The following is a 15,390-nucleotide window of genomic DNA, read 5'->3' as shown; positions in this document are numbered from 1 at the left end:
GAAGGGAGCTGCTCATGGATTTCGCCTATTCGCCCAAGGTTCAGGAACTGCGTGAACGCGTCACTGCGTTCATGGACGCTTACGTTTACCCGGCCGAGCCGGTGTTCGAACGCCAGGTCAGCGAAGGCGACCGCTGGCAGCCCACTGCAATCATGGAAGAGTTGAAAGCCAAGGCCAAAGCCGAAGGCCTGTGGAACCTGTTCCTGCCGGAATCCGAACTGGGCGCCGGCCTCACCAACCTTGAATATGCACCCCTGGCGGAAATCATGGGTCGCTCCTTGCTGGGGCCGGAACCGTTCAACTGCTCCGCCCCCGACACTGGCAACATGGAAGTGTTGGTGCGCTACGCCAACGAAGAACAGAAGCAACGCTGGTTGGAGCCATTGTTGCGCGGCGAGATCCGCTCGGCATTCGCCATGACCGAGCCGGACGTGGCGTCCTCGGACGCGACCAACATGGCTGCCCGCGCCGAGCGCCAGGGTGACGAGTGGGTGATCAACGGCAAGAAATGGTGGACCTCCGGTGCCTGCGACCCGCGCTGCAAGATCCTGATCTTCATGGGCCTGAGCAACCCGGATGCGCCGCGCCACCAGCAGCACTCGATGATCCTGGTGCCGGTGGACGCCCCCGGCGTGAAGATCGTGCGCCCGCTGCCAGTGTTCGGCTACGACGACGCGCCCCACGGCCACGCCGAAGTGCTGTTCGACAATGTGCGTGTGCCCTACGAAAACGTATTGCTCGGTGAAGGCCGTGGTTTCGAAATCGCACAGGGTCGCCTTGGCCCAGGCCGTATCCACCACTGCATGCGTTCCATCGGCATGGCCGAGCGCGCCTTGGAATTGATGTGCAAACGCTCCGTCAGTCGTACTGCGTTCGGCAAGCCGCTGGCACGTTTGGGCGGCAATATCGACAAGATCGCCGACTCACGGATGGAGATCGACATGGCGCGCCTGCTGACCCTGAAGGCGGCCTATATGATGGACACCGTGGGTAACAAAGTGGCAAAAAGCGAAATCGCCCAGATCAAGGTGGTCGCGCCGAATGTGGCCTTGAAGGTGATCGACCGTGCGATCCAGATCCATGGCGGTGCCGGGGTTTCCAATGACTTCCCGCTGGCCTACATGTACGCCATGCAACGCACCCTGCGTCTGGCCGACGGCCCGGACGAAGTGCACCGGGCGGCGATCGGCAAGTTCGAGATTGGCAAGTACGTGCCTAAAGAGCTGATGCGCAGCGGGCAGTAACACCGAGTTGCCTGTATTCGCGGGCAAGCCCGCTCCCACAGTCGACCGTATTCCAACATGAGAATGCGCTCGGCTGTGGGAGCGTGCTCGCGAAGAGGCCGGCCCAGACACCCCGCAACCCCCGGATCAGTACACCCACACCTCCACCCGCCGATTCTTGATCCTGCCTTCATCTGCCGTATTCGCCGCGACCGGCATCTGTGCGCCAAACCCGTGAATCTCCCTTAGCACCACGCCGCTCTTGACCAACTCCCGGCGCACCGCCATCGCCCGAAGCTTCGACAGCAACGCCGCTCGCTGCGGGTCATTCTTCGCGTCGCCGAACCCCACGAGCGTGACCTGTTTGTCGAGTTTGGCGTGGCTTCTTATATAGGCCACCACCCGTTGCAGGTCCTGGCGAGCCTTGTTATCCAGGCTGGCGCTGCCTTCCTCGAAACGAAAGTTCACCGTCAAGCGCTTCGCTTCACGCGCGATCGCTTGATAGTCCTCGGGCATCGAGGCGCGAGGCTCGACATCCATCGCCTGCACCTGCTGAGCGATAAACCCGCTGGCCGCGACGATCGCCTGGCCCTTGCTGCTCTGTGTAAAGTCCACCAGCGCCTTGGCCCACGGGTTATGGCCCGACGGCGGCAGGTAGAAAAACAACCGACGGGACAGTGGGTAATCCTCGGTGGCAATCAGGCTGTTCAGTGGCAACATCGGTTGTGAGTCGCCGTCCACAATCGCCACTGCCTTGGCCTGGCGCACGTAGGGCAGGCCGATAAAGCCGATACCCTGGGGATCCTGGCTGACCGCGTCGGACAGTTGCTCGCTGGACTCGAAGCGCTTGGCAGAAGGTGCCAGTGGTTTGCCACGCAGGCGCAGCACCAGGTCCTTGAAGGTGTCGTAGGTGCCGGATTGGTCATCACGTGCATACACATGAATCGGCCCGCCGACGCCGCCCACGGCCTCCCAGGTACTGGCTTCACCATTGAAGACCTGCGCCAGTTGCTCGGTATTCAGGCTATTCAACGGGTTTTGCGGGTTGAGGATGATCGCCAGGCCGTCGATGGCGATCACTTGCTCTGCTTCGGGGCTCTTGAGGTCGCCGAGGGGTTCGAGGTCGACCAACTCGCTGTCCTTGATCGGACGAGACGATGCCGCCAGGTCGGCGGTGGCTTTCTTCAGCGCCGTGAACCCGGTGCTGGAACCATGGGCCGCGACCTCGATGGTCACGGCCTTGCCCTGGCGCGTCTTGCCAATCACGCGCTGTTCATTGGGCCCTTCGGCGGGTTCTATGTGCACGCCCTGCAAGCCCTGGTGTTCCATCAACCCCTTGACCAACGCCGGACCCAGCGCCGCGCCAATGGTGTTGGAACCCTGGATGCGTAACGCAGGGCCTTGATCGGGAACGGGGAGGGGAGCAGCCATGGAAACGAGGGGTAACAGGGTCAGCAGGAACAGAACGCGCAGCTTCATGCTGGCACCTTCTCAAGCCAAAGGGAGTGCGACGAGAATAAGTCAGGCAGGTTTCAACAATATGACGCTCGACGGTAGGAGCGGGCTTGTCCGCGAAGCCGGGCCGACAGCCAACCACTATCTCCCTGTCACCCCGCGATCCAAAAATGTGGGAGTGGGCTTGCTCGCGAAAGCGGTCTGACAGCCGACGGCAATCTAACTGTCACCCCACGATCCAAAAATGTGGGAGCGGGCTTGCCCGCGAAGGCGGCCTGACAGCCGGCCTGGATGTCGGATCAGACCGGGTACATATCCGTTATTTAGGTCACGGCTGCTATGGGTTCCGCCCTGACGGCGGGTCACTTTGGAAAAGAGCCCCAAAGTAACCAAAAGGCTCTTGCCCCAACACTCGGCACCTCGCTCACGCTCGGTGTGCCCGTAATCCGACAGTGATTTGGGGGGCCGCCGCCACGCGCCCTCCATGGCGCGGGGCGGCTAAACCGGCATCCCTGCCGGTTTACCCCCCAAATCCCTGTCGAATTCCGGCCAGCGTGTTTGATGGGGCGCCTGAGATCAAAAGCACGATCAAGATCAAGATCAAAAGCGGCTCGCTTCGCATCGTGGTTACCGGGGTTGCTACAGCGTTCTGTAGCAACCTGTGGCTATCGCTCCCACAAAGGAGGGTGTTTTCAGCTCAGTTCGAGCCAGATCGGCGCGTGGTCCGACGGTTTTTCCAGGCCGCGCAGATCGTAATCCACGCCGGCGTCCTTGACCCGGTGCAGCAGGCCATTGGAGGCCAGGATCACGTCAATGCGCAGCCCGCGCTTGGGCTCGTCTTCAAAGCCACGGCTACGGTAGTCGAACCAGCTGAAGCGGTCGGCCACGTCCGGGTTGAGGTGGCGAAAGCTGTCGACCAGGCCCCAGTTTTTCAGGCGGGCCATCCATTCGCGTTCTTCTGGCAGGAAACTGCACTTGCCGGTTTTCAGCCAGCGCTTGGCGTTGTCGGCGCCGATGCCGATGTCGCAGTCTTCCGGGGAAATATTCACATCGCCCATCACCACCAGTGCCTGGTCATTGCTGAACTGGCTTTCCAGCAGGTGCTGCAAGTCTTCATAAAAGCGCTGTTTGGCCGGGAACTTGGTGGGGTGGTCGCGGCTTTCGCCCTGGGGGAAATAGCCGTTCATGATGGTGACCGGGTGGCCATTTTCGTCGGCGAAGGTGCCCCAGATAAAGCGACGCTGGGCATCTTCTTCGTCGCTGGCAAAGCCTTTGTGCACGCTCAAGGCTTCTTTGCGCGAGAGCATGGCCACGCCGTAGTGGCCTTTCTGGCCGTGGTAGTACACGTGATAACCCAGGGCCTGGACTTCGGCCAGTGGGAATTGATCATCGTGGACCTTGGTTTCCTGCAGGCCGATCACGTCGGGTTGGTGCTTTTCAATCAGCGCCGCCAGCTGATGAGGGCGGGCGCGCAGCCCGTTGATATTGAAGGAGACGATTTTCATGGTCGGCAGTCCAGTCTGGCAAAAGGGCGATGCTAGCGGACAAGTCGGACGGGGGCCAGCGTGGCGGTAGGACAGATGCACTGCTAATGTCTGGGAACGACTCGTGCTGCGTGGGTTCGTACCCATAAGAACGCCGCCTCCTGAGCGGTGCCCAGGGAGATTGATCGTATGCCTGACACCTCGACTGCCATTGCCGAAATTCGCCTGCTCAACAGCGGCTATTCCCGCGAGGCCCGTTCCCTGCTGTATCAGGCCTACCGTCACGAGCCGACCTTTGCCTATATCTTTGAAGCCGAGCGGCCGGGCTACGAGCAGCGGGTACGCGCCACCGTGCGCGAGCTGGTCAAGCAGCACTTTTTTCAGAAGCTTCCGGCCATTGGCCTGTTCGTCAACGACCGGTTGATCGGCATCGCCTTGATCGCGCCACCGCAGCGGCGCCTGGGGATTACCGAGAGCTGGGCCTGGCAATTGCGCATGTGGCTGAGCACGGGCGTGCGCGGTACGCGGCGCTACCTCGACTACCATCACGCGGTGCTGGCATGCCTGCCCAATGAGTCGGTGCACGTGCTGCCATTGCTGGGTATTCACCCGCAATTCCAGGGCAAGCATTATGGTGAGCAATTGCTGGAGGCCGTGCATAACTGGTGTGCCGAAGACCCTCATTCCTCCGGTGTAGTGCTCGACACGGGCAACTCACGCTACCTGGATTTCTACAAGCGTCAGGGTTATGAGGAAATTGGTGAAGTCGCTGTCGGACCCGTTCTGGAGCACGTGTTTTTTCACCCCAACCCCCAGTCGTTACATGCTGCAACGGCTTAGCGCAGAATTTTTCAGAATTGTCTGAGTTCTAAGTTTCTCCCCAGCTCGTGTAGCATCCGCGCCTATGAAGTTTCCAGGAAGATTTACCAGCGGCTTGGTTCTGCTGTTCACAAGCTGCGGCGCCTTGGCGCAGAGCGAATTGGACGTGCGGATCAAACCCGCAAACGACGCGTTGAAAGCCAACATCGAAGGCTATATCGGCGGGGTGGGCGATCGTGATGAAGAGGCCTTGCTGCGGTTCAGCCGTGGCGCCGAGGAGCAGGCGCGCAAAGCTGCGCAGGCTCTAGGCTTCTATCAGCCACAGATCGAGAGTGACGTGAAGGGCGGCAAGAACCCGCGCCTGATCCTCACCATCGACCCCGGTGAGCCGGTGCATTTGCGTAACGTGACCATTCGGGTCGACGGCCCTGCCGCCGACCTCAAGGCCTTTCGCGTGCCCGTCAGCGACGACCTCAAATCCGGTGCCGTGCTCAACCATGGCCATTACGAAGACGCCAAGCGTCTGATCCAGAACCAGGCGTCGCGCTACGGCTTTTTCAGCGGTCGCTTCACCCGCCAGAAACTCTCGGTAGACCCGCAGGCCGGCGTCGCCGATATCGAACTCGTCTACGACAGCGGCCCGCGCTATACCCTCGGCAACGTCAGTTTTGCCGGTGATACACCGTTTGACGAAGAACTGCTGCAACGCATGGTGCCGTTCAAAAGTGGCACGCCTTACGACTCCGAACTGATCGCCGAACTCAACCAGAACCTGCAGGCCAGCGGTTTTTTCGAAGGTGTGCGCGTGGACGCCGCCCCGGCCGCTTCGACGCATGACATCATTCCTGTCGCCGTGCGCCTGGAGACCCGCAAGCCACGCACCATGGGCCTGGGCCTGGGGTTCTCCACTGACGTCGGCCCGCGCGGCAAAGCCAACTGGACCCGCCACTGGGTCAACCCTCAAGGCCACAGTTATGGCTGGGAGGCCGAGCTGTCGGCGCCACGGCAGAACGTTGGCCTGTGGTACGACATCCCCCTCGACCCGCCGCTTACCGACAAGCTGCGTTTCGCCGGCGGTTATCAGAATGAAGAAATCGCCAACACCGACACCCTGAGTAAATTGCTCACCCTCGGCCCCGAGTGGCACAGCAAGTTGCCGAGCGGTTGGACCCGGGTGATTTCGCTCAAATACCAGCGCGAAGAATATCGCCTGGGCAATGACTCCGGCCTGAGCAACCTGGTCATGCCGGGGATCAGTTACTCCTACCTGCGCAGTGACAACCGCATCGACCCGCACCACGGCTACCGTCTGCAATTCGACACCAAGGTGGCGAAAGAAGGGCTGGGTTCCGATACCAACCTGCTCTACGGCACGGCCATGGTCAAAGGGCTGACCACCTTGTGGGACAACCACCGCTTCCTCGCGCGCGCGCAGGTGGGCGGCAGTGCCACCAATGGGTACAAATCCGTGCCGCCGTCCTTGCGTTTCTTTGCCGGTGGTGACCAGAGCGTACGTGGCTACGAGTACCAGACGTTGTCGCCCGAGAACGATCGTGGCGACCGCATCGGTGGCCGCTACATGGTGGCCTTGAGTGCCGAGTATCAATATTCCATCGCCGAGAAATGGCGGATCGCGACCTTTATCGACCAGGGCAACTCCTTCAACTCCCTGGAACTGCCCAGCCTGAAAACCGGCGTGGGCGTGGGTATCCGATGGGTCTCGCCGGTCGGCCCAATCCGCCTTGACCTAGCCCATGCCCTGGAAGACCCGGGCGGCGTTCGATTGCACTTTTCCATGGGGCCTGAGCTGTGATGCGTGGTGTGAAAATAGCGGGGCTGGCCGTGGTGGCCAGCCTTGCCGTGTTGTTATTGGCGCTGTGGGCGGTACTTGGCACCCAGGCGGGCAGCCGCTGGGCTTTGGCCCGCGTACCGGGCTTGAGCGTGGAAAATTTCCAGGGCCACCTGGGCGGCCAGTGGAGCGCCGAGCATTTACTGTGGCAGCAGGGCAGCAGTCGCGTCGAACTCCAGGCGCCCCAGTTTGATTGGTCACCGGCGTGCCTGTTGCGCATGACCTTGTGCATTGACCGCTTGGACGTGGAGCAGGTCAGCCTGCAATTTCCACCGAGCACCGAGGACAGCAGCGGACCAATCGAACTGCCCGACGTGAAGTTGCCGGTGTCGATCCAAGTGGGCGACGTTCGCGTCGGTAGCCTGCTGTTCAACGGCAGCGAGGAACTCAAGGGCCTGCAACTGGCGGCGCATTGGACCGCCGCCGGCCTGCAGATCGACTCGGTGCACCTGCAGCGCGATGACCTGGTGCTGGACCTGGCCGGCCTGCTGCAACCCACCGGCGACTGGCCGTTGAGCGCCAGCGGTAACCTGAGCCTGCCGTATGCGCCAGGCGGTGCACCGTGGAAGGTGGCGCTCAAGGTCGACGGCGATTTGCTCAAGACCCTCAAGCTCGACGCCGACAGCACGGGCTACCTGCCGGCCAAGCTCAGCGCAGAGCTGCAGCCGCTGGTGGAAAATCTCCCGGCTCAATTGCACATCACCGCCGACGGCTTCAAGCCCAGCGCCGATCTGCCCGACACGCTGCAACTCAATCAACTCGACCTCACCGCCAAAGGTGATTTGAACCGCGGTTACCAATTGATGGGCAAGGCCGTGTTGCCGGCGGAAAAAGGTCCGGTGGACTTGCTGCTGCAAGGCAAGGTCGACGCCAAGGGCGCGCAGATCGCCGGCCTGGACCTGAGTGCCGGTGACAAGCAAAGCCTGAAGCTGACGGCCCAGTTGGATTGGCAACAAGGGTTCAGCGCCGACGCCAAGATCGACTGGCTGGACTTCCCCTGGCATCGCCTCTACCCGGTCATTGACGAGCCGCAAGTCGCCTTGCGTACGTTCAATGGCGAGGTCTCCTACAAAGACGGCAACTACCTGGGCAACCTGAAGGCCGACCTCGATGGCCCGGCGGGCAAGTTCAATGTGGTCACGCCGTTCAGTGGCGACCTCAAGCAGGTCTTTTTGCCCGAGCTGAAACTGACCGCCGGCCAAGGCAAGGCCGAAGGCCACCTTAACCTGCAATTTGCCGATGGCATTGCCTGGGACACGGCGCTCGACCTGTCGGCGCTGAACCCGGCGTACTGGGTGGCTGAACTGCCCGGTACCCTGGCCGGGCCGCTGCGCAGCAAAGGCGAGTTCAAGAACGAGCACCTCAAGCTGGATGCCGACCTCGACCTCAAGGGGCGCCTTCGCGGGCAAACCGCGGTACTGGCAGCCAAGGCCGAAGGGGCGGGCGAGCAATGGACATTGGCCAACCTGGATATCCGCCTGGGCGACAACCGCATCAATGGCAGTGGCAGCCTGCAACAACGCCTGGCCGGGCAGATCGATATCAAACTGGCGCGCCTGGCCCAGTTGTGGCCGCAGTTGCGCGGCCAGGTCAACGGCCGACTCGACGTGGCGGGCAGCCTCAACGCCCCGCAGGGCAAGCTCGCCCTCAAGGGCCAGCAACTGGCGTTTGCTGACAATCGCCTGCAAAGCCTCACCCTCGACGCCAACCTGGATAACGCCCAGCGCGCCAAGATCGACCTCAAGGGCAGCGGCATCCAGTCCGGCGACACCCAGGTCGGCACCCTGACCGCCAGCGCCCAAGGCGATATCAAGTACCAGAAAGTCCAATTGGACCTGGCCGGCCCGCTGGTCAAGCTGGCCCTGGCATTGGACGGCAATCTCGACAAGGGCAATTGGCGCGGGCGCCTGGCCAGTGGTGATGTACAAGCCGGAGGCCAGGACTGGAAGCTGCAGGCGCCAGCGAAGATCGAGCGCTTGGCCGATGGCAAGCTCACGTTCGCCGCGCACTGTTGGGTGTCCGGGCCTGCCAGCCTGTGCGGCGAAGACCAGCGCCTGATGCCTGAGCCGAAGCTGCGTTACCACCTCAAACAATTCCCCATCGACAGCCTGGCGGCGTTCTTGCCCAAGGATTTTGCCTGGCAGGGCAAGCTCAACGCCGACCTTCAACTGGACCTGCCGGACAGCGGCCCCAAAGGCGTGGTCTCGGTGGACGCCAGTGGCGGCACCCTGCGCGTCAAGGAGAAGGACCAGTGGCTGGATTTCCCGTATGACACGTTGAAGCTGGAAACCACCCTCAACCCCAAGCGCATCGACACACAGCTGAACTTCCGCGGTGGCAAGCTCGGTGAATTGCTGGTGCAGGCGCAGATCAACCCCTTGCCGAAAAACAAGCCCATCACCGGCAACTTCAGCCTCGCCGGCCTCGACCTCGCGGTGGCACGACCCTTTGTGCCGATGGTGGAAACCCTCACCGGCAAGCTCAATGGCAACGGCCGTATCTCCGGTGGCTTGCTGGCGCCCCAGGTCAACGGCAACGTGAACCTGGTGGGAGGCGAGGTGTCGGGCCCGGAACTGCCCATCAGTCTCGAAGGCTTGAATGTACAAGCGCTGATTGCGGGCGAAAGTGTGCAGCTCAACGGCGCCTGGCGCAGCGGCAAGGCGGGGCAGGGTAGCCTCAAGGGCCAGATCGACTGGGGCCAGGCGCTGGTGGTGGATCTGAGTTTGCAAGGCTCGCAATTGCCGGTCACGGTCGAGCCATACGCCGTTCTGGAAGTGGCGCCCGACCTGAAAATCAGCCTGAAGAACGATAAGCTGGCCGTCGCCGGCAAAGTGCACATCCCACGTGGCGATATCACGGTGCGCGAACTGCCGCCGTCCACCGTCAAGGTCTCCGATGACACCGTGATCGTCGGTAGCCAGACCGAAGAGGGCAAGCCGCCAATGGCGATGGCCATGGACATCGACGTGGTGGTGGGTGAAGACAAGCTCAACTTCTCCGGCTTCGGTCTCACCGCCAAGGTGCAAGGCCAGGTGCATATCGGCGACAACCTCGACACCCGTGGCGAGCTGTGGCTCAACGATGGTCGCTACCGAGCCTATGGGCAGCGGCTGGACGTGCGCCGCGCGCGCTTGCTGTTCGCCGGGCCCCTTGACCAGCCGTACCTGGACATTGAGGCGATCCGCAAGACCGACGATGTGGTGGCCGGCATCCGCCTCAGCGGCAGCGCCGAACAACCCACGACGCAAATCTTTTCCGAGCCGGCCATGAGCCAGGAGCAGGCACTGTCCTACCTGGTGTTGGGCCGTCCGTTGAGCAGCACCGGCGAAGATAACAACATGCTGGCCCAAGCTGCACTGGGCCTGGGCCTCATGGGCAGCGCCGGAGTGACCTCGGACCTTGCCAACAAGCTGGGCATCCAGGACTTCGACCTCGACACCCAGGGCAGCGGCAACAACACCGCCGTGGTAGCCAGCGGCAAGATCACCGAGAAACTCAGCCTGCGTTACGGGGTCGGGGTGTTCGAACCGGCCAGCACGATTGCGTTGCGCTACCTGTTGAGCAAGAAGGTCTACCTGGAAGTGGCGAGCGGCGTGGCCAGCTCCCTGGATATCTTCTACAAACGCGATTTCTGAACCTTGCTCGGTTAACAAAGTGGGAGGGGGCTTGCGCCCGATGGCGGTGGGTCAGTCAAGTGGGGGCTGACTGAAACACCGCCATCGGGGGCAAGCCCCTTTTCACATGTGCCAGCCCTCCAGCCCGCCTGTCGCGCAATTACCAAGCAAGCTAATAATTCCATTTGACATTCGCTGCCTAAGCAGTAACATCTTGTCATACATTCACTGCCTAGGCAGTAATAAGGTGACTTCCGATGCCCCACTTCACCCCTGACAGCTTTCGCAACTGCCATCTCGGCCTGCTCCTGGGCCGGGCGGCGCTGCTCAAGGACCGCATTATCGACACCCATATGGAGCCGCACGGCGTGACCGCTGCGCAGTTCAAGGTGTTGATCATCATTGCCCAGTTCGACGTCGATACCCCGGCGGAGCTGTGTCGCAACCTGTCCCTGGACAGCGGCTCCATGACCCGCATGCTCGACCGCCTGGAACAAAAGGGCCTGCTGGCGCGCCAACGTTCCGAGCAGGACCGGCGCCAGGTGCGGCTGGTGCTCACCGAAGACGGCCAGCGCCTGGCGGACATGCTGCCGCACATTGGCGCCCAGTCGATGAACGAACTGGCCGGCGCCCTGGAGCCCGGCGAGCTGCAAACCCTGGAAAACATCCTCAAGAAAATTCTCGTCGCAGCAGGTGACGCCATCGTCATCCAGCGGGTAGGTAATTCATGAACACACGCGCATTCAGCCTGGTGCTGGTGGCGATGACACTGGCCGGTTGTGCCAACTACAGTGGCCTCGACACCCAAGGCAAACGCCTCGACGCCAACACCCTGCAAACCGGTAAATCCCTCAGCGGCATGACCTTGTCGAGTGCCGCCTGGCCCACCGCCGACTGGTGGAAAAGCCTCGGCGACCCACAGCTCGACGGCCTGATCCAGGAAGCCCTGGAAAACAGCCCCGACATGCAAGTCGCCAGCGCCCGTGCCCATCAGGCCGAAGCCGCTGCTTACGCTGCAGACGCCGAGCGCATGCCGACCCTGGACGCCAGCGCGGGTGTCAGCCGTTCACGCCTGGCCAAAGACCAGGACCCGCGCGGTGAAGGTGATGCCTATTCGACCGTGCGCAACGTCGGCGCCAGCTTCAATTACAACTTCGACCTCTGGGGTGGCCAGCGTGCTGCCTGGGAGGCCGCGTTGGGTGAGGCGCGTGCCGCCCAGGTCGATCAGCAGGCGGCACGCCTGACCCTGGCCGCCAATGTGGCCAAGGCCTACAGCGACCTGGGGCAGGCCCATATCGTGCGGGACCTGGCCAACGACGACCTCAAGCGTACCCGGCAGATGCTCGACCTGGGCAAGCGCCGCCTGAACTCGGGCATCGACAGTCAGTACCAGTACCAGCAGACCGAAAGCCTGGAAGCCAGCTCCCAGTCGCAATTGATCGATGCGGAAAAACAACTGCAAAGCGCCAAGATTGCCCTGGCGGTGTTGCTCGGCAAGGGGCCGGACCGTGGCAATGAACTGGCCCGGCCCGCCGTGCTGAAACCCAGCGCCGTCGCCGTGCCGTCGGTGCTGCCGGCCGAGCTGCTCGGCCGTCGCCCGGACCTCATTGCCGCGCGCTGGCGTGTCGAGGCTGCAGGCAAAAACATCGATGCGAGCAAGACCCGCTTCTACCCCAACCTCAACCTGAGCGCGAGCGCCGGGGCCGAGTCGTTGCTGGGTGATGCGATGTTCGGTTCGGCCAGCCGCTTCTTCAACATTGCACCGACGATCTCGCTGCCGATCTTCGACGGCGGGCGGCTGCGCGCGGACCTCGATGCGCGTGACGCCGACTACGACCTGGCCGTGGCCCAGTACAACAAGACCCTGGTGCAAGCCTTGGGCGATATCGGCAACACCCTTTCGCAACTGCGCGACACCGGCCGGCAGATCCAGGCCCAGCAACACGCTGCGGACATTGCCCGGCAGTCCTACGACACCGGCGTGCAGCGCTATAGCTCCGGGATCGGTAACTACCTGGATGTGCTCAGCATCGAACAGCAATTGCTGCAGGCCCAGCGTCAGCTGGCGACCCTGAATGCGGCGCAGATCGATCTGTCGATTCAATTGATGCAGGCCCTGGGCGGCGGCTACAGCGCCGACAACGTGGCAGCGACCACCCCAGCCACACGCACGGAATAATTTGAGGTATTTGTCATGGCCACTGCCGAAAACACCCACGCAAGCGAACAACCCAAACAAGACAACAACCCACGCAAACGCAAAGTGATGCTGATCGGCCTGGCGCTGATCGTCATCCTCGGCGTGGTCGGCGTGTGGGGCTGGTATGAGCTCTACGGCCGCTTCAACGAAAGCACCGACGATGCCTATGTGAACGGCAACGTGGTTGAAATCACCCCGCTGGTGACAGGGACCGTGGTCAGCATCGGCGCCGATGATGGCGACCTGGTCCACGAAGGCCAGGTGCTGGTCAACTTCGACCCGAACGACGCCGCCGTTGGCCTGCAGAGCGCCCAGGCCAACCTGGCCCGCACCGTGCGCCAGGTGCGGGGGCTGTACAGCAACGTCGATGGCATGAAGGCCCAGGTCAATGCACAGAAAGCCGACGTGCAAACCGCCCAAGACAACTTCAACCGTCGCAAGACCCTGGCCCAGGGCGGGGCGATCTCCCAGGAAGAACTGTCTCACGCCCGTGACAGCCTGACGGCGGCCAAGAACGCCCTGACCAACCTTGAGCAGCAATTGAAAACCAGCAACGCGCTGGTGGATGACACGGTCATCAGCTCCCACCCGGATGTGCAGGCGGCGGCCGCGCAATTGCGCCAGGCCTACCTGACCAATGCGCGCAGCACCTTGATTGCACCGGTCACCGGCTACGTCGCCAAGCGCACCGTGCAACTGGGCCAGCGTGTGCAACCCGGCACGGCGTTGATGGCGGTGATCCCGCTGAACCAGTTGTGGATCGATGCCAACTTCAAGGAAACCCAGCTGCGCGATATGCGCATTGGCCAACCGGTGGACATCGAGTCGGACATCTATGGCAGTGACGTGAAGTACAGCGGCACCGTGGACAGCCTGGGCGCCGGTACCGGCAGCGCGTTTGCCCTGCTGCCGGCGCAGAACGCCACCGGTAACTGGATCAAGATCGTGCAACGGGTGCCGGTGCGCATCCATATCAACGCCGAAGAGCTGGCCAAGCACCCACTGCGCGTAGGTCTCTCCACGGTGGTCAACGTGGACCTGCACGACCAGAGCGGCCCGGTGCTGGCGCAACAGGCGCCACAAAAGGCGTCGTTCACCACCAACGTGTACGACCGCCAATTGGCCGAGGCTGACGCCATGATCAATCAGTTGATTCATGACAACAGCACGGCAACACCCAAGGCTGCGCAACGCTGATGAGCAATAACGCCTCCTTCACGCCACCCAGCCTGTTGATGGCCACTATTGGCCTGTCGCTGGCGACTTTCATGCAGGTGCTCGACACCACCATCGCCAACGTGGCGTTGCCGACTATTTCCGGCAACCTCGGCGTGAGTTCGGAGCAGGGCACCTGGGTGATCACCTCGTTTGCGGTGAGCAACGCCATCGCCTTGCCGCTCACCGGCTGGTTGAGCCGCCGGTTTGGCGAGGTGAAGCTGTTTTTGTGGGCGACCCTGCTGTTTGTGCTGGCGTCGTTCCTCTGCGGTATTTCCACCTCAATGCCCGAGCTGATCGCGTTCCGGGTCATACAAGGCCTGGTGGCCGGGCCGTTGTACCCGATGACCCAGACGCTGCTGATCGCGGTCTATCCGCCCGCGCGGCGAGGCATGGCCCTGGCGCTGTTGGCGATGGTCACGGTGGTGGCGCCGATTGCGGGGCCGATTCTCGGCGGATGGATCACCGACAGCTACAGTTGGCCGTGGATCTTCTTCATCAACGTGCCGATCGGGATCTTTGCGGTGATGGTGGTGCGTTCGCAGTTGAAGAAACGTCCGGTGGTCACCAGTTTCCAGCCAATGGACTATGTGGGGCTGTTGAGCCTGATCGTCGGTGTCGGCGCCCTTCAGATCATCCTCGACAAGGGCAACGACCTGGACTGGTTCGAATCCAACTTCATCATCATTGGCGCGGCGATTTCGGTGATTGCCCTCGCGGTGTTCATCATCTGGGAACTCACCGACAAACACCCCGTGGTCAACCTGCGGCTGTTCGCCTATCGCAACTTCCGCATCGGCACCATCGTGTTGATCCTCGGTTACGCGGGTTTCTTCGGCATCAACCTGATCCTGCCGCAATGGTTGCAGACCCAGATGGGCTACACCGCCACGTGGGCGGGCCTGGCGGTCGCGCCGATCGGTATCCTGCCGGTGCTGATGTCGCCGTTCGTCGGCAAGTACGCACACAAGTTCGACCTGCGCCTGCTGGCAGGCCTGGCGTTCCTGGCGATTGGCTTGAGCTGCTTCATGCGTGCGGGCTTCACCAATGAGGTGGACTTCCAGCATATCGCCCTGGTGCAGCTGTTCATGGGCATCGGCGTGGCGCTGTTCTTCATGCCGACGCTCAGCATCCTGATGTCCGATCTGCCACCACAGCAGATTGCCGACGGCGCGGGCCTGGCGACCTTCCTGCGGACCCTGGGCGGCAGCTTCGCGGCCTCGCTGACCACCTGGATCTGGATTCGCCGTGCGGACCAGCACCATGCGTACATGAGCGAGAACATGACCACCTATGACTCCGCGACCCGCGATGCCCTGCAGGCGTTGGGCGGGGCAGGGCAGAAGGCCTACACGCAGCTGGACCAGATCCTCACCAGCCAGGCCTACATGATGTCCACCGTGGATTACTTCACGTTGCTGGGGTGGATGTTCATGGGGTTGATGTTGCTGGTGTGGCTGGCCAAGCCGCCGTTTGGGGCGAAGGCGGGGCCGGAGGCCTCCGGCCACTGACCGTCATAGCGTTGGAATGC

Annotated in this window: 10 protein-coding genes; 8 read left to right on the top strand and 2 right to left on the bottom strand. The window is 62.3% G+C overall.

From position 1 onward, the window contains the following. Positions 1 to 14: 14 nt before the first annotated feature. Positions 15 to 1,244 carry an acyl-CoA dehydrogenase gene (locus tag ATH90_RS17280; RefSeq protein ID WP_029298342.1) on the top strand — a complete coding sequence of 410 codons (1,230 nt, stop codon included), beginning with the start codon at positions 15 to 17 and terminating at the stop codon, positions 1,242 to 1,244. Positions 1,245 to 1,370: 126 nt separating this feature from the next. Here ATH90_RS17280 and ATH90_RS17275 read toward each other — a convergent pair whose 3' ends face one another. Together ATH90_RS17275 and xthA are read right to left on the bottom strand one after the other, a co-directional pair. Next, the gene (locus ATH90_RS17275) at positions 1,371 to 2,702 is read right to left on the bottom strand and encodes a substrate-binding domain-containing protein (protein WP_098466869.1); all 1,332 of its coding nucleotides are present in this window, start codon (positions 2,700 to 2,702) and stop codon (positions 1,371 to 1,373) included. 668 nt (positions 2,703 to 3,370) lie between these two features. Next, positions 3,371 to 4,183 (bottom strand): exodeoxyribonuclease III, encoded by an 813-nt coding sequence (xthA, locus tag ATH90_RS17270; RefSeq protein ID WP_034106963.1) that lies wholly within the window; start codon positions 4,181 to 4,183, stop codon positions 3,371 to 3,373. Between the two features lie 168 nt (positions 4,184 to 4,351). Here xthA and ATH90_RS17265 point away from each other — a divergent pair, with 168 nt between their 5' ends. The 7 genes from ATH90_RS17265 to ATH90_RS17235 all read left to right on the top strand — a co-directional run bounded on the left by ATH90_RS17265 (position 4,352) and on the right by ATH90_RS17235 (position 15,370). Further along, on the top strand, positions 4,352 to 5,002 hold the full coding sequence (locus ATH90_RS17265) for a GNAT family N-acetyltransferase (protein WP_034106961.1): 651 nt from the start codon (positions 4,352 to 4,354) through the stop codon (positions 5,000 to 5,002). 64 nt (positions 5,003 to 5,066) lie between these two features. Then, positions 5,067 to 6,794, top strand: a complete 1,728-nt coding sequence (locus tag ATH90_RS17260; RefSeq protein ID WP_034106960.1) for an autotransporter assembly complex protein TamA — start codon at positions 5,067 to 5,069, stop codon at positions 6,792 to 6,794. Next, on the top strand, positions 6,794 to 10,465 hold the full coding sequence (locus ATH90_RS17255; protein ID WP_098466868.1) for a translocation/assembly module TamB domain-containing protein: 3,672 nt from the start codon (positions 6,794 to 6,796) through the stop codon (positions 10,463 to 10,465). Before ATH90_RS17260 ends, ATH90_RS17255 begins: the two co-directional genes overlap by 1 nt. Before the next feature lie 236 nt (positions 10,466 to 10,701). Next, complete coding sequence (locus tag ATH90_RS17250) at positions 10,702 to 11,175, top strand: MarR family winged helix-turn-helix transcriptional regulator (protein WP_034106957.1); 474 nt, start codon at positions 10,702 to 10,704, stop codon at positions 11,173 to 11,175. Then, positions 11,172 to 12,623: an efflux transporter outer membrane subunit gene (locus ATH90_RS17245; protein ID WP_098466867.1), complete on the top strand. Its 1,452-nt coding sequence runs from the start codon at positions 11,172 to 11,174 to the stop codon at positions 12,621 to 12,623. The genes ATH90_RS17250 and ATH90_RS17245 overlap by 4 nt, the downstream gene beginning before the upstream one ends. A 15-nt stretch (positions 12,624 to 12,638) precedes the next feature. Beyond that, entirely contained in the window at positions 12,639 to 13,841 is a 1,203-nt protein-coding gene (locus ATH90_RS17240; protein ID WP_034106953.1) for an HlyD/EmrA/EmrK family protein, read from the top strand. After that, positions 13,841 to 15,370, top strand: a complete 1,530-nt coding sequence (locus ATH90_RS17235) for a DHA2 family efflux MFS transporter permease subunit (RefSeq protein ID WP_034106951.1) — start codon at positions 13,841 to 13,843, stop codon at positions 15,368 to 15,370. The genes ATH90_RS17240 and ATH90_RS17235 overlap by 1 nt, the downstream gene beginning before the upstream one ends. Positions 15,371 to 15,390: the final 20 nt, after the last annotated feature.

Origin of the sequence: Pseudomonas lurida (assembly GCF_002563895.1) — a bacterium.
GTDB classification, from domain to species: domain Bacteria; phylum Pseudomonadota; class Gammaproteobacteria; order Pseudomonadales; family Pseudomonadaceae; genus Aquipseudomonas; species Aquipseudomonas lurida.
Note: the sequence above shows the minus strand (reverse complement) of the source record. Positions and strands in the feature narration are given on the sequence as shown.